General features: G+C 68.7%; 18 protein-coding genes. 10 read left to right on the forward strand and 8 right to left on the reverse strand.

Annotated elements, in window-relative coordinates; translation table 11 throughout:
* Nucleotide 1: 1 nt before the first annotated feature.
* The gene (gene treS / locus AC5RVZ_RS12330; RefSeq protein ID WP_494066046.1) at nucleotides 2–2,314 is read right to left on the reverse strand and encodes a maltose alpha-D-glucosyltransferase; all 2,313 of its coding nucleotides are present in this window, start codon (nucleotides 2,312–2,314) and stop codon (nucleotides 2–4) included.
* 227 nt (nucleotides 2,315–2,541) lie between these two features.
* On the opposite strand from treS, the gene AC5RVZ_RS12335 reads away from it, so the two are divergent.
* Genes AC5RVZ_RS12335 through AC5RVZ_RS12345 form a run of 3 tightly spaced genes read left to right on the forward strand, consistent with a single transcriptional unit; the run spans nucleotide 2,542 to nucleotide 5,979 of the window.
* Nucleotides 2,542–3,300, forward strand: a complete 759-nt coding sequence (locus tag AC5RVZ_RS12335) for a peptidoglycan-binding protein (protein WP_494066047.1) — start codon at nucleotides 2,542–2,544, stop codon at nucleotides 3,298–3,300.
* 6 nt (nucleotides 3,301–3,306) lie between these two features.
* Entirely contained in the window at nucleotides 3,307–5,619 is a 2,313-nt protein-coding gene (locus AC5RVZ_RS12340; protein WP_494066048.1) for a hypothetical protein, read from the forward strand.
* A gap of 57 nt (nucleotides 5,620–5,676) precedes the next feature.
* Entirely contained in the window at nucleotides 5,677–5,979 is a 303-nt protein-coding gene (locus tag AC5RVZ_RS12345) for a hypothetical protein (protein ID WP_494066049.1), read from the forward strand.
* Nucleotides 5,980–6,441: 462 nt separating this feature from the next.
* Here the strand turns inward: AC5RVZ_RS12345 and AC5RVZ_RS12350 are convergent, their stop codons facing one another.
* Both AC5RVZ_RS12350 and AC5RVZ_RS12355 read right to left on the reverse strand, forming a co-directional pair.
* On the reverse strand, nucleotides 6,442–8,142 hold the full coding sequence (locus AC5RVZ_RS12350) for a long-chain-fatty-acid--CoA ligase (protein ID WP_494066050.1): 1,701 nt from the start codon (nucleotides 8,140–8,142) through the stop codon (nucleotides 6,442–6,444).
* 109 nt (nucleotides 8,143–8,251) lie between these two features.
* Nucleotides 8,252–8,917 (reverse strand): DedA family protein, encoded by a 666-nt coding sequence (locus tag AC5RVZ_RS12355; protein WP_494066051.1) that lies wholly within the window; start codon nucleotides 8,915–8,917, stop codon nucleotides 8,252–8,254.
* Nucleotides 8,918–9,025: 108 nt separating this feature from the next.
* Between AC5RVZ_RS12355 and AC5RVZ_RS12360 the strand changes: the two genes are divergently transcribed.
* From AC5RVZ_RS12360 to AC5RVZ_RS12385, 6 genes are all read left to right on the forward strand, one after another.
* Nucleotides 9,026–10,426, forward strand: a complete 1,401-nt coding sequence (locus tag AC5RVZ_RS12360) for a sensor histidine kinase (protein ID WP_494066052.1) — start codon at nucleotides 9,026–9,028, stop codon at nucleotides 10,424–10,426.
* Nucleotides 10,423–11,079 (forward strand): response regulator, encoded by a 657-nt coding sequence (locus AC5RVZ_RS12365; RefSeq protein ID WP_494066053.1) that lies wholly within the window; start codon nucleotides 10,423–10,425, stop codon nucleotides 11,077–11,079. The genes AC5RVZ_RS12360 and AC5RVZ_RS12365 overlap by 4 nt, the downstream gene beginning before the upstream one ends.
* 48 nt (nucleotides 11,080–11,127) lie before the next feature.
* The gene (locus AC5RVZ_RS12370; RefSeq protein WP_494066054.1) at nucleotides 11,128–11,574 is read left to right on the forward strand and encodes a GNAT family N-acetyltransferase; all 447 of its coding nucleotides are present in this window, start codon (nucleotides 11,128–11,130) and stop codon (nucleotides 11,572–11,574) included.
* Nucleotides 11,575–11,752: 178 nt separating this feature from the next.
* Nucleotides 11,753–12,511, forward strand: coding sequence for a hypothetical protein (locus AC5RVZ_RS12375; protein WP_494066055.1), 759 nt, complete (start codon nucleotides 11,753–11,755; stop codon nucleotides 12,509–12,511).
* Nucleotides 12,512–12,523: 12 nt separating this feature from the next.
* Nucleotides 12,524–13,201, forward strand: a complete 678-nt coding sequence (locus AC5RVZ_RS12380; protein WP_494066056.1) for a sortase domain-containing protein — start codon at nucleotides 12,524–12,526, stop codon at nucleotides 13,199–13,201.
* A 22-nt stretch (nucleotides 13,202–13,223) separates the two neighbouring features.
* Nucleotides 13,224–13,841, forward strand: coding sequence for a hypothetical protein (locus tag AC5RVZ_RS12385; RefSeq protein ID WP_494066057.1), 618 nt, complete (start codon nucleotides 13,224–13,226; stop codon nucleotides 13,839–13,841).
* 108 nt (nucleotides 13,842–13,949) lie between these two features.
* Here AC5RVZ_RS12385 and AC5RVZ_RS12390 read toward each other — a convergent pair whose 3' ends face one another.
* The 4 genes from AC5RVZ_RS12390 to AC5RVZ_RS12405 form a co-directional block, all read right to left on the reverse strand.
* On the reverse strand, nucleotides 13,950–14,600 hold the full coding sequence (locus AC5RVZ_RS12390; protein ID WP_494066058.1) for a VOC family protein: 651 nt from the start codon (nucleotides 14,598–14,600) through the stop codon (nucleotides 13,950–13,952).
* A 108-nt stretch (nucleotides 14,601–14,708) separates the two neighbouring features.
* Complete coding sequence (locus tag AC5RVZ_RS12395) at nucleotides 14,709–14,978, reverse strand: hypothetical protein (RefSeq protein ID WP_494066059.1); 270 nt, start codon at nucleotides 14,976–14,978, stop codon at nucleotides 14,709–14,711.
* Between the two features lie 140 nt (nucleotides 14,979–15,118).
* Nucleotides 15,119–15,817 carry a Type 1 glutamine amidotransferase-like domain-containing protein gene (locus AC5RVZ_RS12400; RefSeq protein WP_494066060.1) on the reverse strand — a complete coding sequence of 233 codons (699 nt, stop codon included), beginning with the start codon at nucleotides 15,815–15,817 and terminating at the stop codon, nucleotides 15,119–15,121.
* Nucleotides 15,818–16,488: 671 nt separating this feature from the next.
* Nucleotides 16,489–17,895 carry an MFS transporter gene (locus AC5RVZ_RS12405; RefSeq protein ID WP_494066061.1) on the reverse strand — a complete coding sequence of 469 codons (1,407 nt, stop codon included), beginning with the start codon at nucleotides 17,893–17,895 and terminating at the stop codon, nucleotides 16,489–16,491.
* 520 nt (nucleotides 17,896–18,415) lie between these two features.
* Here AC5RVZ_RS12405 and AC5RVZ_RS12410 point away from each other — a divergent pair.
* Nucleotides 18,416–18,778, forward strand: coding sequence for a hypothetical protein (locus AC5RVZ_RS12410; RefSeq protein WP_494066062.1), 363 nt, complete (start codon nucleotides 18,416–18,418; stop codon nucleotides 18,776–18,778).
* Nucleotides 18,779–19,006: 228 nt separating this feature from the next.
* Here AC5RVZ_RS12410 and AC5RVZ_RS12415 read toward each other — a convergent pair whose 3' ends face one another.
* Complete coding sequence (locus AC5RVZ_RS12415; protein WP_494066063.1) at nucleotides 19,007–20,170, reverse strand: acyl-CoA dehydrogenase family protein; 1,164 nt, start codon at nucleotides 20,168–20,170, stop codon at nucleotides 19,007–19,009.
* Nucleotides 20,171–20,308: the final 138 nt, after the last annotated feature.

Genomic DNA, 20,308 nt, shown 5'->3' on the forward strand with positions numbered 1-20,308 from the left:
CTCACTCCGCTTCGGGGTGCTCGCCGACCGGCTCCGGAGGCTGGAGCAGCAGGAACATCGCTCCGTACGCCGGCAGCGACACCGAGAAGCTCCGCAGATCGTCGACGCGGCCGACCTCGTCGCCCGACGCGGCGTCGGTCACGAGGCTCCCCGGCACGAGCTCCTCAGACCGGACGGTCCCTTCGGTCGGCTCCTGCGAGAAGTTCAGCACGGTCACCTGCATCGGGGCATCCGCGTGCGGGTCACCGTCGTCCAGACGGTGCACGAGCACCAGCATCCCGGCGTGGGCGACCTCGGGGATGTCGACCTGCGTCGCGGTCGCGATGCCGTACGCGCGCCGGATGTCGATGATGCCGGCCAGACGCGAGGCGAACGATGCCGGGTCGTCGAGCTGCGCGGGCAGCGCGCCGTAGAGGGAACGCCCCCGAGGCATGCCGGCCGCCGAGCGGCGCGCATCGGGATCGACGTCGAGCAGGTCGTGGGCGCCGCGCTCGATCCACCGGGTGTCGCCGGCCGCGATGAGGTCGGAGACCTCGTCGGCCGGAACGGTCAGCATGCCGGTGAGGTCCCAGCCGGAGAGGGCGAAGACGCCGGGCTGCCAGGCGTTGTAGGCGCAGAGCAGAAGGTGCGCATCGCGGATCGCGGGGATGTCGTCGTCCGTGATGTCGTCCAGGCGCTCGATCCCGCGTGTGGCCGCGATGAGGGATGCCGTCGTGCAGGCGATCCCGTTCTGGGTGAAGACACGGTTGTAGTCGGCCGAGCCGGTGAGTTTCTCCGTCAGGTCGGCGCGCACCTCTTCGGCGAGCTGACCGCCGGTGATCTCGCGCCCGCGGAAGCGGAACTGATCATCGCCGTGCCGGGTGGCCCAGTGGACGAGCTCGTACGTCAGTTCGTCGTGGTTCTGCATCCCGTGGACGAGCTGCACGGGCTGGACGCCGAGATGGAGCGACTGGGTGAGCGCGAGCCGGAGGAACTCCGTCTGGCCCGTGGCGAGGGCATGGTGGTAGCCCGGGCGTCCGATGAAGTCGTAGGAGAGGTCTGCTCCCACCGCCCCGGTGTCGCGGATGTCCTCGATTGTGAGGTTGAGCTCCTGGAACGTGAAGCCGCCGACCTTGCGCACCATGCCGGCGATGATGTGGTTCGCCGCGTGGGAGAGCGGATGCCCTTCCGACCAGGCCGGAAGCCCCTCGGCGCTCTTCTCCACGCCGAGGAAGCCGTTCGCGTCCAGACGCAGCGCGCTCGTGCCGAGCTCGCCGAGCGAGTGCAGGGCGTCGCCGATGACGAGCCGCATCCCCGCGAAAGTCGGGTCGAGCCAGTTGATGGATGGCTGCCCCTGCTTGAAGTAGTGCAGATAGACCCACCGGCGCGTGCGCCCGTCGGGACCGACGACAGGGGCGGTCGCGCTCCAGTTCGTCTCCTTCACGCCCGGCGTGTAGAAGATCACCCGCTGCAGGGCGCCGATGATGTATCCGTGCTCGGCGAGCTTGTGCTCGGTGGCCGGGTCGAGGTTCACGCTGTCGGCGCCCTCGGGCACCTCGGGAAGTAGCGACCAGTCCTCGGGCGGGATCTCGATCATGTGGTAGATCCCGGGGTAGTCCTTGTACCCCATCTCGGCGAGCCGGAAGTCCGCGCCCTTTCCGGTGTGCCCGGGAACGATGTCGTCGATGATGCTTCCGCCGTGCGCGTCGGCGACATCGCACAGGGCGCGGAACTCGTCCTCGGCTCCGAACGCCGGGTCGATCTGCGTGCTGATGCGGTCGAAGTGACCGTCGACGCTCGGGGTCTCCAGCCACCCGCTGATACCGCCCGCCCGCTTCACGGGGCCGGTGTGGACGGCGGTGATCCCGATGCGCTCGAACGCCTCCCAGAGCTCCTCCTCGCCGAGTGCCGCGAGGAACGACTGCCCGGGCCGGGTGATGAGCGAGATCGGGTACGCCGTGAACCACACGTCGCTGGTCGCGATGGCCCGGCGCGCGTCGGGACGGGCGTACGCGTGGCGCCACATCGTCGGCTGCCCCGAGAGCTGACGCGCGAGGACGTCGGCATCCTTGAGCATCGCCTGCCGCACGAGCCACTCCACGTACGAGGGATTGGTGCCGTTCGCGGTGCGCGGGTCGGTCCTGATGCGGCGCACGCTGCTGCCGCGGAGGTGATCGCGCGGGCGGAGGCGCCGAGGGCGCGCGGGATAGCGCTGCTCGTCGTAGCTGATCTCGGGCGTCTCGGGATCAGGCTCTTCGCCGTCGGTCGGAGTAACGCCGGGCAGGGTGATCGGGCCGGTGTAGAGGTGCTCCGGCAGTTGCTCGTCGCGCGCCATTCCTCAAAGGTAGAGACCCCGGTTTTCTGCCACGAGGGGCTGGTGCGCGCCGTCGGGAAACGTTATGGCGAGGTGCGCCCAGGCAGCCGAGAGCGCCGGTCGCGGTCCTAGCCGAATGGCGTTCGCGTTTGCAAGCCCTTCCGTGACGCATCCGATCTGGGGCAACCTCGGGGTTCACCGGGCGAGCGCCCGCCGACGCACCGACCGCTGCACCGAAGGAGAGAACCTTGAGCACGGAGAACGAACGCGACTCGCTGTCCGCTGAGGAACTGGAAGCACAGGGAGTGACCGCCCTGCCCGACAAGGAAGTGGCTTCCATCCTCGACCTCAACGCAGATCTCGACCTTGCGCTCGACCTGTCGGCGCCCATCGACCTCGCGGTGGCGGCGAACGCCAACGTGGCGGCGCCGATCGACGCCGCGGTGGGTGCGAACATCCTCTCCTCCGGCTCGAGCGCCCAGGCGATGGCGGACCAGGGCACGGTCATCGAGCAGGGCATCGCCGCCGATGCGACGGCGGCCTCGACGCAGGACAGCGCCATCGACCAGTCCGCCTCCGACGGGGCCGCGACGACGGATGCCGCAGCCACGGCCGAGCCGGCCGCGGCGTCGCTGCCCGTGGACGGCGGCGCCCTCCCGGTCGATGACGGCGCCCTCCCCACCGACGGCGGGGCCCTTCCCGTGGACGGCGGTGCGCTGCCCGTCGACGGCGAGACGCTCCCCGGCGACCTCGCCTCCGCCCTCGACGGCAACCTCCTCAACGTCGATGTGAACCTTGCCGCCGACGCCGACCTCGCCGCGCCGATCAACGGCGCCGTCGCCGCGAACGCCAACGTGGCGGCGCCCATCGACGCCGCGGTGGCTGCCAACATCGGGTCCGTCGACAGCGACGCGGTGTCGATCGCCCAGCAGGACGCGATCATCACCCAGAACATCGAGGGCGAGGCCACCGCGACCGCGGACCAACAGTCCGACCTGCAGCAGTAAGCGACGATGCCGCCGCACCCGGCCGAATCGCCCCTGTCGTCATCTCCGCCCGGGGCGCCGTCCGCCGCGCCTGCCGCCCGGTCCGCGCCTGCTCTCGCCGACGGCGTCCAGCTTCTCGGCGAGATGCAGGGGTCGGGGTACAGGGAGCCGCCCGCCCTGGTTCGGCGCGCCGACGGCCAGGTGCTGCAGCTCACACCGCTGCTGTACCGCGTGCTGGCATCCATCGACGGCAAGCGCGACGCGACGGGGATCGCCGAAGCGGTCAGCGTGGCCGAGGGACGGAAGGTCGGCGCCGGCGACGTCCAGAAGCTCATCGACGCCCACCTGCTGCCGCTCGGGCTGCTCCGCCTGGCGGACGGATCCCAGCCCGGCGTGAAGAAGGCGGACCCGCTGCTTCGGATGCGGTTCCGGATCGCGGTGACGAGCCCCGAGGCGACGCGGCGACTGACCCGCCCCTTCCGGGTGCTGTTCTCACCGTTCGTCGCCATCCCGGGGCTCGCGGCCTTCGCGGCGGTGTGCTGGTGGGTCCTCATGGTGAAGGGCCTGGCCTCGGCGACGCACGAGGCGTTCGCGCAACCCGCCCTTCTCCTGCTCGTCTTCGCCGTGACGCTGGCATCCGCCGGCTTCCACGAGTTCGGGCATGCGGCCGCCGCGGCGCGCGCCGGTGCCGCGCCGGGCGCCATGGGCGCGGGCCTGTACCTGGTCTGGCCAGCGTTCTACACCGACGTCACCGATTCCTACCGCCTGAACCGGCGCGGCCGGCTGCTGACCGATCTCGGCGGGCTCTACTTCAACGCCATCGTCGCCGTCGCGATGGTGGGGATCTGGTGGGCCACCGGCTTCGACGCCATCCTGCTCATCGTGGCGACCCAGCTCATCATGATGGTGCGCCAGCTCATCCCCATCGTCCGCTTCGACGGCTATCACGTCCTCGCCGATGCGACCGGTGTGCCGGACCTGTTCCAGCGCATCGGCCCGACGCTGCGAAGCCTGCTCCCCTGGCGCTGGAACGACCCTGAAGCCCGGATGCTGAAGCCCGGGGCTCGCGCTGTGATCACGGCCTGGGTGCTTCTGGTCGTCCCGCTGTTGATCCTCATGGCGGTCGCCCTGGTCCTGGCGTTCCCGAGGCTCCTCGGTACGGCGTGGCACGGCGTGCAGGAGCAGGCGGCCATGCTCGGGCAGGGGGCCGCGAGCGGCGACGTCGCCGCGGCGGGCGCTCATCTGCTCGGCATCGTGGCGATCGCGATCCCCATGGCGGGCGTGATCTACATCCTGATCCGGCTCGTGAGGCAGCTCGTCCGCTCGGCATGGCAGCGGACGGCGGGGCGCCCCGTGCGCCGTACGGCCGCCATCGCCGCGCTGCTGGCGCTTCTCGCCGCCGTCGCGTTGGCCTGGTGGCCTGACGCGCACCGGTATCGGCCGGTCCAGCCCTATGAATCCGGCACTCTCGCGAGCGCCATTACACCGTTGGCTTCGTTCGGCGCGCAGACGCCGGTGATCCAGGAGGGGCAGCAGGGCTCCACCGTCGCGGTCGTCCCCGGAGGAGCGGCGCTGCCCGGACCGGAGGAGCCGCTCCTCGCCGTCGTACTGGTGCCGCGCGACAGCGCCGAGCCGTCGTGGGTCTTCCCCTTCTCCAAGCCCGAGGCGGCATCCGCCGGTGACACGCAGGCGCTCGCCGTCGCCATGGAGGACGGCTCGGTCGTCTACGACGTGGCCTTCGCTCTCGTCTGGGCAGATGACAACCTCGTCGACACCACGAACGAGGCCTACGCGTTCGCCAGCTGCACCGGCTGCGCGGCGGTGGCGGTGAGCTTCCAGGTCGTTCTGATCGTCGGCGAGGCCGATGTGGTCGTGCCGCAGAACCTCTCGGCCGCGGTCAACTATCAGTGCATCGAGTGCGTCGCGTTCGCGCTCGCCAGCCAGCTCGTGGTCACCCTCGACGGCCCGCCGGATGCCGCAACCATGGCCGCGCTCGAGGAGCTGTGGAAGGAGATCGCCGCCTACGCGCAGTCCATCCCCGGCCGGCCGCTGTCGGAGCTGGCCGACGCGCTGAGTCGCTACAAAGTCGAGATCCTCAAAATCCTCCAGGGTGACGCGAGGACCGAGACGCCCAGCCCGGTGGAGCAGACGCCGTCCACGGGCCCGTCCCCGGATGCCACACCGAGCAGCCCGCCTCAGCCCGACGTCGAGAGCACCCCTGTCCCGCAGCCCGGGGACGAAGCACCGGACCCGGCACCGACGACCGCCCCGTCAACGGCGCCCACACCGGCGACCGAGCCGGCGCCGTCTCCCTCCACCACTGCTCCGGCCGGGCAGTAAGCAGCGTTCACGCAACCCCGTGGCGCGCACGCTCTCGAGCCCCTATCGTCCGTGCCCATGACCGACGACCACACGATGGAGCGTACGACGCTGACCATCGGCGAGGACCCGTTCCTTCTCGCTCAGGCGCAGGATTACGGCGACCTGCAACGGCGCATCGCGGAGGCGATCCGAGCGGGCGGCGGTTTCGTCGAGTTCGTGGTTGTGGGCAACCGCGACGTGAGCGTGTACATGACCGGCCGCGAGCGCATCGTCCTCACCAAGGAGACGGTCCCGCTCGATGCGCGCGACACCGGCGACACGGATGCTCCGTTCGGCGGCTTCTTCGACCACGTCACTGGAACAGTCGACATGCTTTGAGCTCGCGGCCGCGCCGTGCCACGCGGGTGCGCCGGTCATCACCACGAAGAACGGTCCGCAGCACCACAGCGCGGTCCTGCGCAAGATGATTGCGCTAACAACCGGCACCCCCATATCGTTCGGCGTGAACCGATGCGTCACCCGCGCCGCGCCGGCGTCCCCAGCGTCGTTCCCGTCCCCAGCGGGAAGTTCGTGCGGCCGACGCGGTTCCTTCGCTCCCCTCGGGCGTGATGGTTGCCCCCACCACGTCCCGAGGGGAGTGTCGCTCATGGCGGAGACGCCGCGCCCCCAGACCGCCGCGTCTCCGTCGCGGGCCCCAGATGAGCGCTTCTGCACCAGACGCTCTCCCCCGCATCGACGACCGTACCTTGTCCCCCATTTGGGGGACAAGGGGAAGTCGCTGGTGCGAGCAATCCTTGGCTGAAGTTCAGCCTTCGCCCACGTTCCGGTGAGAAGCTCGCGCTACCGCTGGGCGAGGATCCGCTCCCGCACCTCGCGGCGCAGGACCTTGCCGATGAGGGACCGGGGGAGGTCCTCGACGGCGACGATGTGCTTGGGCACCTTGTAGGCCGTGAGGCGAGTGCGACAGTGGTCGCGGAGCGCGTCGACGTCGAGGACCGCGCCCTCCCGCATCACGACGGCGGCGGCGACGTCCTCGCCTCCGCTCGTCCGGGGAAGCGCCACCACGGCCGCTTCGGAGACGTCGGGGTGCGCTTCCAGCGCCTGCTCCACCTCGGTGGGTGAGACGTTGAAGCCGCCGGTGATGACGAGCTCCTTGAGCCGGTCGACGATGGTGACGAACCCGTCGGGCGAGACGGATGCGATGTCACCGGTTCGCAGCCAGCCGTCGGCGAGCAGCGTTGCGGCGGTGTCGGCGGGTCGCCCCCAGTAGCCCTGGAACACCTGCGGTCCGCGGATCAGCAGTTCGCCCGGTTCACCCAGTGGCCGGTCGACGGTGGGATCGTCGGGATCGACCACGCGGATCTCGGTGCTCGGGAACGGCACTCCCACCGTGCCCGGGCGACGGGTGGGGCCGATCGGGTTGCCGAGCGCGACGGGGGATGTCTCGGTCATCCCGTATCCCTCCACGAGCAGGCCGCCGGTGGCCTCCTCCCAGCGGCCGACCGTGGCGACGGGAAGGCTCATCGCGCCGGAGATCGCGAAGCGGACGGTCGAGAGGTCGATCGTTCCCCGCGATGCCGCTCGCGCGAGTTGATCGTAGATGGGAGGGACTCCCGGAAAGAAGGTCGGCGGGCTCTTGCGCGCGGCATCCTTCACCAGGTCCAGGCCGAACTTCGGGAAGAGGACCAGCTTGGCGCCGATGCTCATGGCGAAGGTCAGGCAGAGCGTCATGCCGTAGGCGTGGAACAGAGGCAGCACGCCGTAGAACACCTCCTGCCCTTCGACGAGTCCCGGAACCCAGGCCCGACCTTGCATGGCGTTCGCCCGCAGGTTCGCGTGCGTGAGGATCGCGCCTTTCGGCGCACCCGTCGTGCCGCTGGTGTACTGCAGAAGCGCGATGTCGTCGAGCGAAGGCCCCGGGATGCGGCGAGAAAGACGACGGTTGCCGAGCAGTCTGCTCCAGGTGAGCAGGTTCCTGGCCTTGGGCGTACCGGTCAGCTGTGCGCGGGATGCGCGCGCCTGGGGGATCGGCAGGCGCAGGAGAATCCGCTTGGTCAGCGGCAGAGCCGTCGTGATGTCGACGCTCACGATCCGCTCGAGCTTCAGGTCCGAGGGGAAGTCGGCGAGCGTGTCGGCGATTTTGTCCCAGGCGATCGCGAAGCGCGCGCCGTGGTCTTCGAACTGGTGACGGAGCTCCCGGGCCGTGTAGAGCGGGTTGTGCTCGATCACGATCGCACCGAGACGAAGGGCCGCGTAGAAGGCGACGACGTGCTGGGGACAGTTCGGCAGCACGATCGCGACGCGGTCGCCCTTGCGCACGCCCAGACGTCGCAGGCCCTCGGCGGCGCGGTCGATCTGCTCCCCCACGTCACGGTACGTCGTCACCGCCCCGAAGAACTCGAGTGCCGGTCGGCGCCCGTACGCACGGACACTCGCCTGCATCATCTCCGGCAGCGTCTGCGTCGGTTCCGCGATCTCGTGGGGGACGCCCTCGGCGTATGCGGCCAGCCATGGTTTCGACTCGTACGGATGGGTCGACATGCTCCCATCCTTCTCGGGATGCCGGCGGGACGCGAGAATGCGCCGGGGGCTTGCGCCGAGGCCGATCGGCTTACTCGCATCCCCGGACGGGCCACGAGTCGCCGAACCACTACACGCACACCGACTTCTCAATCGGGAGCGCACCGGCTTTCCCGAGGCCGGCTGCCGCATCGGCGCGTCGGAGGATGCGGCGAAGAACCGCATCGAGCACCGCGCCCACGAGAGCCGCGACCGCGACCGCGAGCACGACCGCCAGCAGAGGCTGGTCGTGGAGCCACTGCCCCGCCACGATGCCGAAGATCGCCGAGTACGCGGCCCACGCGACACCCGCCGCGACCGACAGCGGAACGAACCGGCGAAGCGGGTATCCCGTTGCTCCTGCCGTCATGTTGACAGCGATGCGGCCTACCGGGATGTATCGCGCTGTGAAGATCAGAAGCGCGCCCCGGCGGTCGAGTCCGCGTCGAGCCCAATCGACGGCGGAGGCGATCCGCTTGGTGCGCATCCACCGGAAGCGGGTCGTGCCGAGCCCGCGTCCCAGCTGGTACGCGATGTTGTCGCCGGCGATCGCGCCCGCCGCCGCGACGCCGATGAGCAGCAGCAGAGACGGCTCACCGGTCGCGACCGAGATCGTGGCGGCGCCGACGACGACTGTCTCGCTCGGCACGGGTGGAAAGAAGCCGTCGATGACGCACACGGCGAACACCACGAGGTACACCCAGGGTGATGCCGCGAGGTCGGTCACGAGCGCCGTCAGAAGCGCGAGCAGGTCCATGTCGGCGACGCTACGGACGGCGCGACGGCCGTCACATCCGACGGGAGGATGGTGTTCACCTGACTTTCGTCAGTCTCGCGATGCAACCCCGGTTTCTACGATGGTGGGATGCTGCGATCCCGGGGTGCGACGGCGCGACGGGTTTCGACTGTCTCCGGCGTCCTGCTGCTGGTCGCGGCGACGTTCACCGCACTGCCGGTCGCGCGCTGGGGCGACTCCGCGCTCGTGCTCCTCCTCCTTCCCGCGGCTGTGGCCAGCCATCTGGTCGGGCGTCGGATGTCGTCGCTCGCCGCTGCGGTCGTCGCCTTCGCCGCCGTGTTCGTCGTCTCGCTGCCCGTGTCGTTCCTACTGCCGGGCGGAGCGCCACTCGGGGACTGGATGACGAGTGTTCTCATTGCTCTCCTGGCGGTCGTCGCGCCGTGGTGGTGGGGGCGCTACCGACTGCTTCGCGCCGAGCAGCGGGAGATGGATGCCGAGGCGCTCGCGGAGCGCGCGCAGGCAGAGGAGCGGGCACGCATCGCCGACGACCTGCACGACACGATCGGCCACGAGCTCGCGCTCATCGCGGTGCAGGCCGGTGCGCTGGAGCTCGGACGCGGGCTGGACCCGGAGCAGCGCGAGCAGTTCCGGGAGCTTCGCGAGGCAGCCGTGCGGGCGAGCGGTCGGCTGCGCGATGTGGTGCGGGTGACACGCCCCGACGGGCCTGGCCGCCTCGACCCGAGCGGCGGCGCGGGCATCGAAGCCCTCATCACGGGGGCGCGCGACGCCGGCATGACCGTCGATGCCGATGTGGAGCCCACGCTGATCGCCGAGGCGCACCCGCTGCTCGCGGAGCTTGCTGTTCGCACTGTCCGCGAGGGTCTCACGAATGCCGCCCGTCACGCGCGTGGGGCGCGGGTGTGGATCAGTGTGGCGGGCTCCGACGCCGGTGGCCTCACCGTGTCGGTGCGCTCCGCTGCCTCGGCCGAACCGCGGCAGCAGGGCGGGGGTCACGGCATCCCGAGCCTCCGTCGACGTGCGGAGCTGCTGGGAGCCTCGATCGAGGCGGAGCCCACGGCCGACGGCGGATTCCACCTGCAGCTGCGTACGCCGGCGATGCCCGACACAGCGCGCCCCACCATGGCGAGCGGCGGCGACACGGCGCTGCGGTCGAACGCGCGCCTCGCACGGCGACGGGCGCTGCAGGCCGCGGTGGTGCCGATCACGATCGTCGCCGTCATGATCGTGGGCTTCGGTGTGGTGCAGGCGGCGACGGTGGCGCAGACGGCGATCTCGTCAGACACATACGAGCGGATCGAGCTGGGTATGACGCGCTCGCAGCTCGCCACTGTCCTGCCCGCAGGGGTTCCCAAGCCCGTTCCGGTCGTGACCGAGCCGCCCGCGCCCGAGGGCGCCGAGTGCGACTACTTCGCGGCGCGGGACAGCTGGCTTCACTTCACCGACGCGACGTATCGACTGTGCTTCGACGAGGGCGTGCTCGTCGAGAAGACCTTGCTGGAGGCGCCATGATCAGGGTGCTCATCGCCGACGACGAAGCGATGATGCGGGCAGGCGTGCGCGCCATCCTGGAGTCGGACCCCGAGATCGACATCGTGTTCGAGGCCGCCGACGGCCGCCAGGCCATCGACGGCACGCACCGTCACCGTCCCGACGTGGCCGTCCTCGACATCCGGATGCCGGTGCTCGACGGCCTTGCCGCCGCCAGTGAGATCGCCGCCACCGTGCCTGGCACACGCGTCGTCATGCTCACGACGTTCGGCGAAGACGACTACATCGAGCGCGCACTCGGCGGCGGGGCGCTGGGCTTCCTGTTGAAGGCGGCGGATCCGCGCGAGCTGATCGCGGGGGTGCGCGCGGTGGCGAAGGGCGGCGCCTACCTCTCCCCTGACATCGCCCGCCGGGTCATCGCCCCCTACCGGGAGGGCGGGCACGCGCGGGACACCGAGGCCCGCCGCACGGTGGCCACGCTGACGGACCGCGAGCGCGAGGTGCTCGCGCTGCTCGGCGCCGGCGCCTCCAACGCCGAGATCGGACGAAGGCTGCACCTCGTGGAGGGCACGGTGAAGGGATACGTCAGCGCGATCCTCGTGAAGCTCGGCGTGCGCAACCGGGTGGAGGCCGCAGTGCTGGCACACCGGGCGGGCGTCGTGGCGACTGACTGAATCGCGGTTTCACCCTCGCGCGACCCCGCTTCTGGGAGGATGGCGACGATGGCAGAGCGCGAACTGACGGCAGCGGACGTGCGCGGACGCGCGGATCAACTCCTGCGACTCCAGCGGGACGCGTACGCCGTCGAGGCCACGCTGATCGGCGACGACCGGATACCCGCGCTGCACGAGAGCCGGGACGACCTCATCGCCGCGAATCTGGACTGGCTCCTCGAACTGGAAGAGGATCGCATCGTCGGAGCTCTGGGCTTCACGATCGACCGGGGCGAACTCGACCTCGACCGCCTCGTCGTCGACCCGGCGAAGCACCGGCGGGGCATCGGCGCGAGGCTGGTCCGACGCGCACTGCGCTTGGCGTCCCGCGTCACCGTCTCCACCGGTCGCGACAACGACCCCGCACGTCGCCTGTACGAGGCCACCGGGTTCTCCCACGTCCGCGATCGGGAGGTCATCCCCGGCCTCTGGGTCAGCGACTACACGTTCGGATAGGGCCCCGACGACCTCCCCCACACGCGCGATGGCGCCTTCATCGGACGCCAGATCTGCGACCGACACCGATCCGATCGGCGGAAGGCTCCGAACAACTCCCGAAGCGCATAGGGCACCACACCCGAAGTGCATAGGGCACGATTCGGTGCCCGCAATCTGCTCGGAAGAGGTATCTCTGGTGAAGAAGCAACTCATGGTCGCCCCAGCGCTGGGCCTTGCCCTCGTAGCGATGGCAGCGGCGCCGGCGACGGCCGCGGACGCCACAGGGTCGTACTCGGCAACACTGAACGTCATCAACAACAGCGGCGCATCCGGCGAGGTGTGGATCGACGTCGAGGGCGCCACAGCCACGGTGACGCTGAACGCGTCCGGCTTAGCGGCCGAGTTCGACGGCAATCCGTACCCGCATGTGCAGCACATCCACGTCGGCGCCCAGGGTGCTTGCCCGGATATCAGCGTCGACGAGAACGGCGACGGCATCATCAGCACGACCGAGGGTGTCCCATCGTACGGCGGAATCGGCACCACGCTGTCGGTCGGCGACGCCGACAAGAGCCCCGCCGCCGGAACGAACCTCACCGTCGCGCCGTCAGGCGCATCCATCGAGTACATGGAGACGTTCGAGCTGAACCAGGAGACCCAGGACTCGCTGGCTAACGGAACGGCTGTCATCGTGGTGCACGGTCTTGACCCGGCAACGCAGCCCGAAGGTGCGACAGCGCCGAGCGACCTCGTTCCCGAGCTCCCCCTGGCAGCGACCTCGCCGGCCCTGTGCGGTGCTCTTGAGATGCAGCCGGCCGGAAGTGTCGACACAGGCGTCGCCTATCCCGGCAACACCGGTGGCAACGACGCCGGAATGCTCGCCCTGGGTGGCGTTCTCGGCCTCGCTGCGATCGGCGGAATGTATGTCCTCCGTCGGGCCAACGCGACCCGCTGAGGATCCCTCCACATGACGCGTAACAGCACCGACCACCATCTCCGCCTCGCGGCGGGGGTGGTGGCCGCGCTGCTGCTCCTGACCGGCTGTGCCACCGGTGATGCGCAGCAGTCCTCCAATCCACCCACCGACCATTCCGCTCCTTCTCGCCACCCGGTAGACGCCGAACCAGACCGGATCCCCTCGTCTGCCGCGACGCAAGAGCTGCCGCCTTCCGTGGCGCTCGCCATGGCGCCTTCAGTGCCAGTCAGCCTGAGCATTCCGACGGTGAACATCGACTCGGAACTCATAGAGACGGGCATGCGCGAGGACAACACGCTCGAGGTTCCACCCGGCGATGAGGGATCACCGGCGAGCTGGTACAACGGCTCGGCCACGCCCGGCTCCACCGGCGTGTCCGTGCTGCTCGGGCACGTCAGCTCCTTCAGTGACGCGACCGGCGTCTTCTACGATCTTCGCAACCTCCAGCCGGGTGACCGGGTCTCCGTCGCCCGCGCCGACGGCGCAACGGCGGTCTTCGAGGTGTACAAGAACGAGACGTATCCGAAGGACGAGTTCCCGACGAAGGCCATCTATTACCCCGTGCCAGGTGCCGAGATTCGCCTCATCACCTGCGACGCGTACGACGAGAACAACTCGCGCCACGCGAACAACCTCGTCGTCTACGCGAAGCTCGTCAGCGTGACCTGACCGAACGATGTGGAGAAATCGAATGAAACACAAGACATGGCTCGGGGCTATCGCCATCGCCTCCCTAATGATGACCGGCTGTACGGCGACGGCCACGGAGACACTGGAAAGCCCCGGTGCGGGGACGTCCCACGTCATGCCCGACGGGACCGCGATGTCCGGTTCCGAGCATGAAGGACACGCCGAACTCCAGAACGAAGACGGGCCGTCGGAAGCAGCACAGATGATCTGCGCCGGTCAGGTCGTGACCGCCGTTGCTGGCGTCCTGGAGCTGGAAAGGGAAGTTGCTCCATCGTCTTCGTGGGAGAAGCCCACGTTCACCTGCACCTACGAGGTCGATGGGAACCCGTTGGTGCTCTCCGTCCATGACGCCACGAACGAGGCCGAGGGCCACGAGCACTTCACAGCACTGCAGAAGAACCTCGGCAACGCCGAGCGTATCGACGGCATGGCAGGCCTCGGCATGCCATCGTTCTCCAACGGTGAAGGCATCGTCGCATTCGTGCGGGATGGCAAAACGCTGCTGGTGGACGCCACGGCGCTTCCGAGTGGACTCGGCGCCGACAGAACCACCACACGATCCGAAGCAGCGTATGCGCTCGCCTCAGCCATTCTCGTCTGCTGGGTCGAACATGACTGACCATGCATCGGTGGCCTGGGAACACGCGAAGAGCTCGCAGGCAGGGGTGCGACGGCGGTTATCACCGCCCTTCTTGTCATTCTGACTCGTGGCTGCCGCGTCGGTTGCCTAGGCGGGACGAGCGCCATCGGGCCATGCCGCCAGGCACACTTTGTTCCCGGACCGGTCTGCGAGGATCCACGCGCTCGGTGCTTCCGAGTCGTCGACGATGCGTCCGCCGGCAGCCACGGCCGCGGCGAGACGGGCCTCGATCTGGTCCCGGGCGAGCGAGACATCGATGTGCATGGCGTGTCGGAGCGATTTCGAGGGGTCGAGATCCTGCATCCAGATCGTCGAACTCTGACCGAGCGGATCGATGCCGTTGTCCTCATGCATCGGCGCGTAGCCGAGAACGGCGCGCCAGAACGGCAGGTCGATCGCCTGCGGCTTCGCCGCGATCGCCACCTGGACCTCCTGCACAGCGCTCCGATCAGCGACCGCGCCATGCTCGCGCGCAAGCGCGGAGATCGCACGCGCCACGGTGAGATGGTCGGGCTCGGTTCCCCACATCTCGCGGGTCAGCTTCACGGTGAGGCGATCCGACGTGGCGGTGAGAAGCGTTCGCGGCCCGAGCCCGGGCACCTCCGACACCGCCGAGGCCAGCCGGGCAGCGTCTCGGAGTGATGACACTTTGAACACTGCCGTCGGACCGCCGTGCAGGATCACCCAGTCGTCGACCCCGTCGCCGGACAGGAACGCGCGCCACCCGTCTTCACTCATGGCGATCACCCTACGCACGCCCCCGCTCGCTGAGTAGTGAGCCGGAGCGCTCGATCAATCGGAGCCTCTGCCCGGGCGCCGATCATGGCAGCTGCCAGCGATGGCGACCTACCAGATGGTGCCGCCGCCGATCGAGATGCCGCCCCACGTGAGCGCGATGAAGATCGCCGCGAACACGACGGGCGCGATGCCCTTACCGCTGCGCGCGAGTCCTTTGAGGAGGGCGATCACGGCCAGGATGGCGGCGACGATGGAAAGGCCGCCGCCCAGGATCAGCCCGATGAACAGGGGGATGGGCATGAGCACGAGGCCAGCCAGCGCAAACCAGAATGCGGCCCAGGCGGTCGGGTTGGAGCGGCGTTCGACGGAGGAGGACATAGGGCCATCATCTCCCGGCCGCTCGCAAGAGCTCGTGAGACGCGGCGGCTGCGGCAGGAATGCCCCCGGTCAGACGGAAACACCTTCCCAGGTACCGATGTTCCCGAACCCTGATCAGCGCGACCAACATATGGCAGGAGTCAGTATGACTCGAGCAACGAGCCGTCGGCGCCGAAGCGGCGCCAGTGGCCCGAGGAGATGACGATCGGGTCGGCCGTGGGGTCGCGCACGAGGAGTGCGGAGTCGTCGTCGACGAACCAGACGGCCTGGCCCGTCCGCGCTGCGCCGCGCGCGGCCCACGCCTCGGCCTCCGCCGGTAACCAGGCGGCGCCGAGATGCCCTACGAAGAACCAGTCGAACAGCGGAACGGCGGGGGCAACCGCATCAAGCTCGAACAGCTCGACCTCCTCCTGATCATCGAAGCCCTGCGGCCAGCGGGCGAGCAGGCGCGAGAAGATCATCGAGCCCGCGCTCCAGCCGATGTACACCTTTTCCTCGAGGAGTTCGGCGAGAACGGGTGCCAGGCCGGTCGCCGTCCAGGCGTGCGCCAACCACAGATTGCTGCCGCCATAGCCGAGGATCACGTCGGCGGACCGCAGCCGCGACTCGACCAGCGCCCGCGGGCCGGCGAAGAGCGAGGCCACGTCGAACTCCGCCCAGCCCAGCGAGCTCAACCCCTTGAGATGCTCGACGAGCGTCGTGCTGTCGCCGGGGAATCCCAGGATCGCGTCGAGCACAACCACCACGCGGGACTCGGCGATCGGCTTGCCGAGCAGATCGACGAGCGCGTCTCGGATCGGGGTGTTCGCGATCCCGTTGGATGTCAGGAGCATCCGCATGGGCCCAGGCTAGGGCAGGATGGTGGCGTCTTTCTCGCTGCGCGGGCCCGTCGTGCTACGCGCGCTCGCGTCCCGACCGTTGTCGTCTTGGCGCTGACATCACAACCGCGAGCGTTCCGATGATGATCAAACCGACGGCTCCAAGCCACAGCCAGCCGTTGGTGTCGAATCCGAAGACGGACCGCTGCGCCGAGTCGCAGACCGACGTGCCGGTTTCGTCAGCGTCAGAGCACCATCCGACGGTGATAAGGGGTGCAAGAAGAATGGACGCGACCGCTGCCATCGCAACGCCCGCCCAAACGACTGCCGCTCGAGTCCAGCGCCGCGTTGTCGCCACGGTCATACCCAATCAGGTCGCGTTGCCGGCTCGCCACCGTCGGCGGTTCAAGACTGGTGACTCGCACTGGCGGTCGTCCGCTCGTGCGGCCGCTGCTCGTCAAGCGCTCGCATGCCGGTCGGCGACCGCGCGGAATGTCGATGGGAATCAGCCAACCACTCCCTATGGTGCGACGTTCGGTTGCTGGCGAGCGGTGCGATGGGAGTGGCCGTTGTCGTCGGCGTGTCGGTCATCGGCGCGGTCGCCACAGGTGTCTCTGGCGGGTGGGTCGCGTGAAGCTTCTATATCCGTCAGGCGCCCGCATCGATCACGCAGAAGCCCTGCGGCGGGGTGGTTACTCTGACGGCGCTGAAGTAGTGGGGGTGGGCGTTGTGTTCAGCATGATTGCGCCGACCATCCCAGCGGCGAGCAGGATGGCCGTAGCGGTGAGGAGAGCCGCCTGGTACCCCTCAAGGAGGTCGGTTGTCGCTGCCGCGGTTCCGGTGGTGGTAGCGGCGACGCTTGCAAGGACCGACAGGCCGAGGGCCACGCCGATCTGTTGGGCGGAATTCAGAAGCGCCGAGGCGATGCCGCCCTTATCGGAGTCGACTCTGTAGACAGCCGCTTGGGTGAGAGTGATGACTCCCGCGCCGAAGCCGACCGCGAGGATGAACATGGCCGGAGCGAGCTGTGACCAATAGTTGGTGTCGGCCGTGATGGTGGAAAACCAAAGTGCCGCTCCGGCACTGAGGAGCGCCGCGACGCCTCCGACGAGTCGGGGCGCCAGGCGCAGCAGCAGCTTCGGCGCGACCGCCGCGCCGACGACGATGCCGGCGGCGAAGGGTAGCCATGCCGCGCCGGCTCGCAGGGGCGAGAAAGCAAGCACCTGTTGCATGTAGAGCGTGACGATGTAGAAGGTGCCCATGGGTCCGATGGCGAGCAGCAGCATCATGATGTACGCGCCGCTGCGGTTGCTATCGCGGAATAGGGTGAGCGGAATCAGTGGCTGTCGGCTGCGGGCCTGCGTGAGCACGAACAACACTGACAGCACGAGTCCGGCGGCGATCAGGATCCATGCGACGGAGTCGGTCAGGCCGTCTTCGCCGAATCGTGTGATCGCGTAGACGAGCGCCGCCATGCCAGCGGTTCCTAGGACGGCACCCAGTGCACCGAGGCGCCCGGTGTGGGGCTGGGCGGCGGTCAATGTGCGGGTGCCGAGTAGGACGAGGATGCCGATCGGGATGTTGATGAAGAACACCCATCGCCATCCGAACGCCTGGGTGAGCACGCCGCCCAGGAGCAGCCCCAGCACGATCCCGAGACCGGACATCGCGCCGTACAGGGACAGGGCCCTGTCTCGCTCTCCTCTGTCGGCGAAGGTCGTGGCGATGAGCGCCAGCGCGTTGGGTGCCGCCAGCGCCGCACCAACTCCCTGCAGCGCGCGCGAGGCGATCAGCACGTCCGTGATCGGGCTCAGGCCGCCGAGCAGGGAGGCCAGCACGAAGATGGTGAGCCCGACACGCAGCACCGTCCGCCGACCCCACAGATCTCCGGCTCGCCCACCCACGAGCAGCAAGGCGCCGAACGTCAGGATGTAGGCGTTGACCACCCACGGAAGAGTGGCCACGGTCACATCGAGCTCGGACTGGATGGTCGGTAGCGCGATGTTCACGATCGAGTCGTCCAGCACGAGCATCAGCTGGGTAGTCGCGATCACCAGCAGGGCCACCCTCGTGCCGCTGCCCTTCGCCGTGTTGGTCACGAAGCCGCCCTTCCCGGATACCCACCGCGGGTATCCACCACCACTATATCGATACCCGCGGGGGGTATCCTCGAAAGAACGTCGGGACCAGCGAAGATGCCAGCGCGCCGGCTGCAAGCGAGGTGACACTCTGCCCTGCCGTGTGGACCTTCGCATAGAGGCGCACGTAGCTCGGTGGCGCATCGCGCGACACCAAACGCGGGGCTGCGGAGAGGGGTGCGGGACCCGCAGGTATCACAGGACCGCAGAACTGACAATGACAGGACGGCGTCCCCTCGCGCGAGCGAGACTCGTGCCATGCTCCGCAATGTCATCAAGTACCTTCCCGTGATCCTCCCCGTTGCCATGAAGATCATCCAGTCGCAGCGCGCGAAGGGCGCGGCGACGTCCGCGCCCACCACCCGCACTCGCCGCTGAGACCCGGTAGGCCGCATCGGCGGTCGCTCACCGCACGATTGCCGGTGGGCTACCGCACGCCGAGGATGGCGGCAGACAAGGTGCGCGGCCTACCGTGGGCGACATGAGTGACCGACGAACGATTGCGGGCATCCTCGCCTTGACGGTCGGCGGATATCTCGTGGTGAGTTGCCTTGCGGTGGGCCTGATGCCGCTCTTGGTTGGTGCGGAGAACTGCTCCACGACGTTCCAACCATTCGGTGAGGGCGGTTTCCGCGCCTGGACCGAGTTCTCCGTTCTGCCGTACGGCGGATTGTGCGTTTTCCAGGACCCATACACAGGCCAGATTCTCCGGATGGGTCCTGACCCACGCTGGTCCGTCGGCCTCGTCGGCGGGAGTCTGGTTGGCCTCATCGGCGTGACCTCACTTGCGGGCCAAGCTACGCGCCGTCGCGAGGCCCAACAACGGTCTACGGTGCTCGGCTAGCGGTCGCGGTCCTCGAACGGGCGCTTCGCGCAAGTGCCGGACACGGGGCTAGGGGCGTCGCCCGCTAGCGGATACGAGCCACCACGGCCGCTCTGGCCGCGCAATCGGCGGGATGCACGTTCAGTCCGCCCGATGAAGAAGCCCGCGAGGGTGCCGTATACGAGCGCCTCTTCGGTGCAGGGTTTCAACTCTCTACGCTCGGTCAACGACCCGGGTGGGGCGTGACCCTCAGCGCTTGCCGACGATCTGACGCGCGACGATGTCGCGCATGATCTCGTTCGTGCCGCCATAGATACGGTGCACACGCGCGTCGAGGAACGCCCGGGCGATCGGGTACTCGGTGATGTAGCCGTAGCCGCCGTGCAGCTGCACGCCGATGTCGAGCAGCTCCCACTCGCGCTCGGTGGCCCAGTACTTGACCTTCGCGGCCTCTTCGGCGGTGAGCTTGCTGTCTTTGTAGAGCATCATCGCGCGGTCGACGTACGCCCACATGACATCGACGGTGGTGGCCATGTCGGCGAGCTTGAACCGCGTGTTCTGGAAGTCGGCGACCGACTGCCCGAACGCCTCACGGCTGAGGGTGTAGTCCCTGGTCCAAACGTATGCCGCTTCACCGGCCGCCGCGGCGGCGACGCCGATCGACAGACGCTCCAGCGGCAGATTCATCATCAGCTGCACGAAGCCCTGGCCCTCGCGTCCCCCGATGAGGTTCTCCTCGGGCACGAAGACGTCGCTGAACGACAGCTCGGCGGTGTCCCAACCGTGGAAGCCCATCTTCTCGAGCTTCTTGCCGTGATCGAAGCCCTCCATGCCGTCCTCGAGGATCAGCAGGCTGAAAGCATCCGGGCGGTTGCCTTCGCCGGTCTTGACGAAGGTCACCACCATGTCGGCCGTCTTGCCCGACGAGATGAAGGTCTTCGCGCCGTTGACGATGTAACCGCCCTCGACCCTGCGCGCGGTCGTCTTGATGCCGCGCAGGTCGCTGCCCGCCCCCGGCTCCGTCATCGCCAAAGCACCGAGGATCTCGCCCGTCGCCATGCCGGGCAGCCACCTCTGCTTCTGCTCCGGCGTTCCCATGTGCGCGATGTAAGGCACCGCGAGGTCGTCCTGGATGCCGAGGGCACCCGAGAGCGACCCGAGCCCCGCGCCGATCGTCTCCTCGAGCACGATCGAGCGGAAGCGGTAGTCCTGCAGCATCCCGGCCCCGCCGAACTCCTCGGGGACGGACAGGCCGATGATGCCGGCCTCACCGGCCGCGAGCATCGTGGCGCGGTCGATCTCGCCTTCGCGGTCCCATTGCTGCCGCTTCTGCTCGGATGCGAAGCGCTTGATGAACTCCTTGACGACGTCTCGGAACGCCTCGTGGTCCTCGTCGTAGATGTCGCGCTCCATGCGCACCCTTCCTCTCATCGTCGAGCGGCGGCCGGCCGCCAAGTCCGTGGGATCACGTCCCACGATCCAGGGTACTCAGTTTCACCGAGCGGATGCCGTGAGCCGACGCTGGCGCTGACGCGCCAAGTCCCATTACGT

Source organism: Arthrobacter sp. Cza30 (assembly GCF_059090765.1).

Excerpts from the sequence above, each read along its gene's own strand:
- treS (WP_494066046.1), bottom strand. The coding sequence starts at position 2,314 with ATGGCGCGCGACGAGCAACTGCCGGAGCACCTCTACACCGGCCCGATC.
- AC5RVZ_RS12340 (WP_494066048.1), top strand. The coding sequence starts at position 3,307 with ATGCCGCCGCACCCGGCCGAATCGCCCCTGTCGTCATCTCCGCCCGGG.
- AC5RVZ_RS12345 (WP_494066049.1), top strand. The coding sequence starts at position 5,677 with ATGACCGACGACCACACGATGGAGCGTACGACGCTGACCATCGGCGAG.
- AC5RVZ_RS12350 (WP_494066050.1), bottom strand. The coding sequence starts at position 8,142 with ATGTCGACCCATCCGTACGAGTCGAAACCATGGCTGGCCGCATACGCC.
- AC5RVZ_RS12355 (WP_494066051.1), bottom strand. The coding sequence starts at position 8,917 with ATGGACCTGCTCGCGCTTCTGACGGCGCTCGTGACCGACCTCGCGGCA.
- AC5RVZ_RS12360 (WP_494066052.1), top strand. The coding sequence starts at position 9,026 with ATGCTGCGATCCCGGGGTGCGACGGCGCGACGGGTTTCGACTGTCTCC.
- AC5RVZ_RS12365 (WP_494066053.1), top strand. The coding sequence starts at position 10,423 with ATGATCAGGGTGCTCATCGCCGACGACGAAGCGATGATGCGGGCAGGC.
- AC5RVZ_RS12370 (WP_494066054.1), top strand. The coding sequence starts at position 11,128 with ATGGCAGAGCGCGAACTGACGGCAGCGGACGTGCGCGGACGCGCGGAT.
- AC5RVZ_RS12380 (WP_494066056.1), top strand. The coding sequence starts at position 12,524 with ATGACGCGTAACAGCACCGACCACCATCTCCGCCTCGCGGCGGGGGTG.
- AC5RVZ_RS12385 (WP_494066057.1), top strand. The coding sequence starts at position 13,224 with ATGAAACACAAGACATGGCTCGGGGCTATCGCCATCGCCTCCCTAATG.
- AC5RVZ_RS12390 (WP_494066058.1), bottom strand. The coding sequence starts at position 14,600 with ATGAGTGAAGACGGGTGGCGCGCGTTCCTGTCCGGCGACGGGGTCGAC.
- AC5RVZ_RS12395 (WP_494066059.1), bottom strand. The coding sequence starts at position 14,978 with ATGTCCTCCTCCGTCGAACGCCGCTCCAACCCGACCGCCTGGGCCGCA.
- AC5RVZ_RS12400 (WP_494066060.1), bottom strand. The coding sequence starts at position 15,817 with ATGCGGATGCTCCTGACATCCAACGGGATCGCGAACACCCCGATCCGA.
- AC5RVZ_RS12410 (WP_494066062.1), top strand. The coding sequence starts at position 18,416 with ATGAGTGACCGACGAACGATTGCGGGCATCCTCGCCTTGACGGTCGGC.
- AC5RVZ_RS12415 (WP_494066063.1), bottom strand. The coding sequence starts at position 20,170 with ATGGAGCGCGACATCTACGACGAGGACCACGAGGCGTTCCGAGACGTC.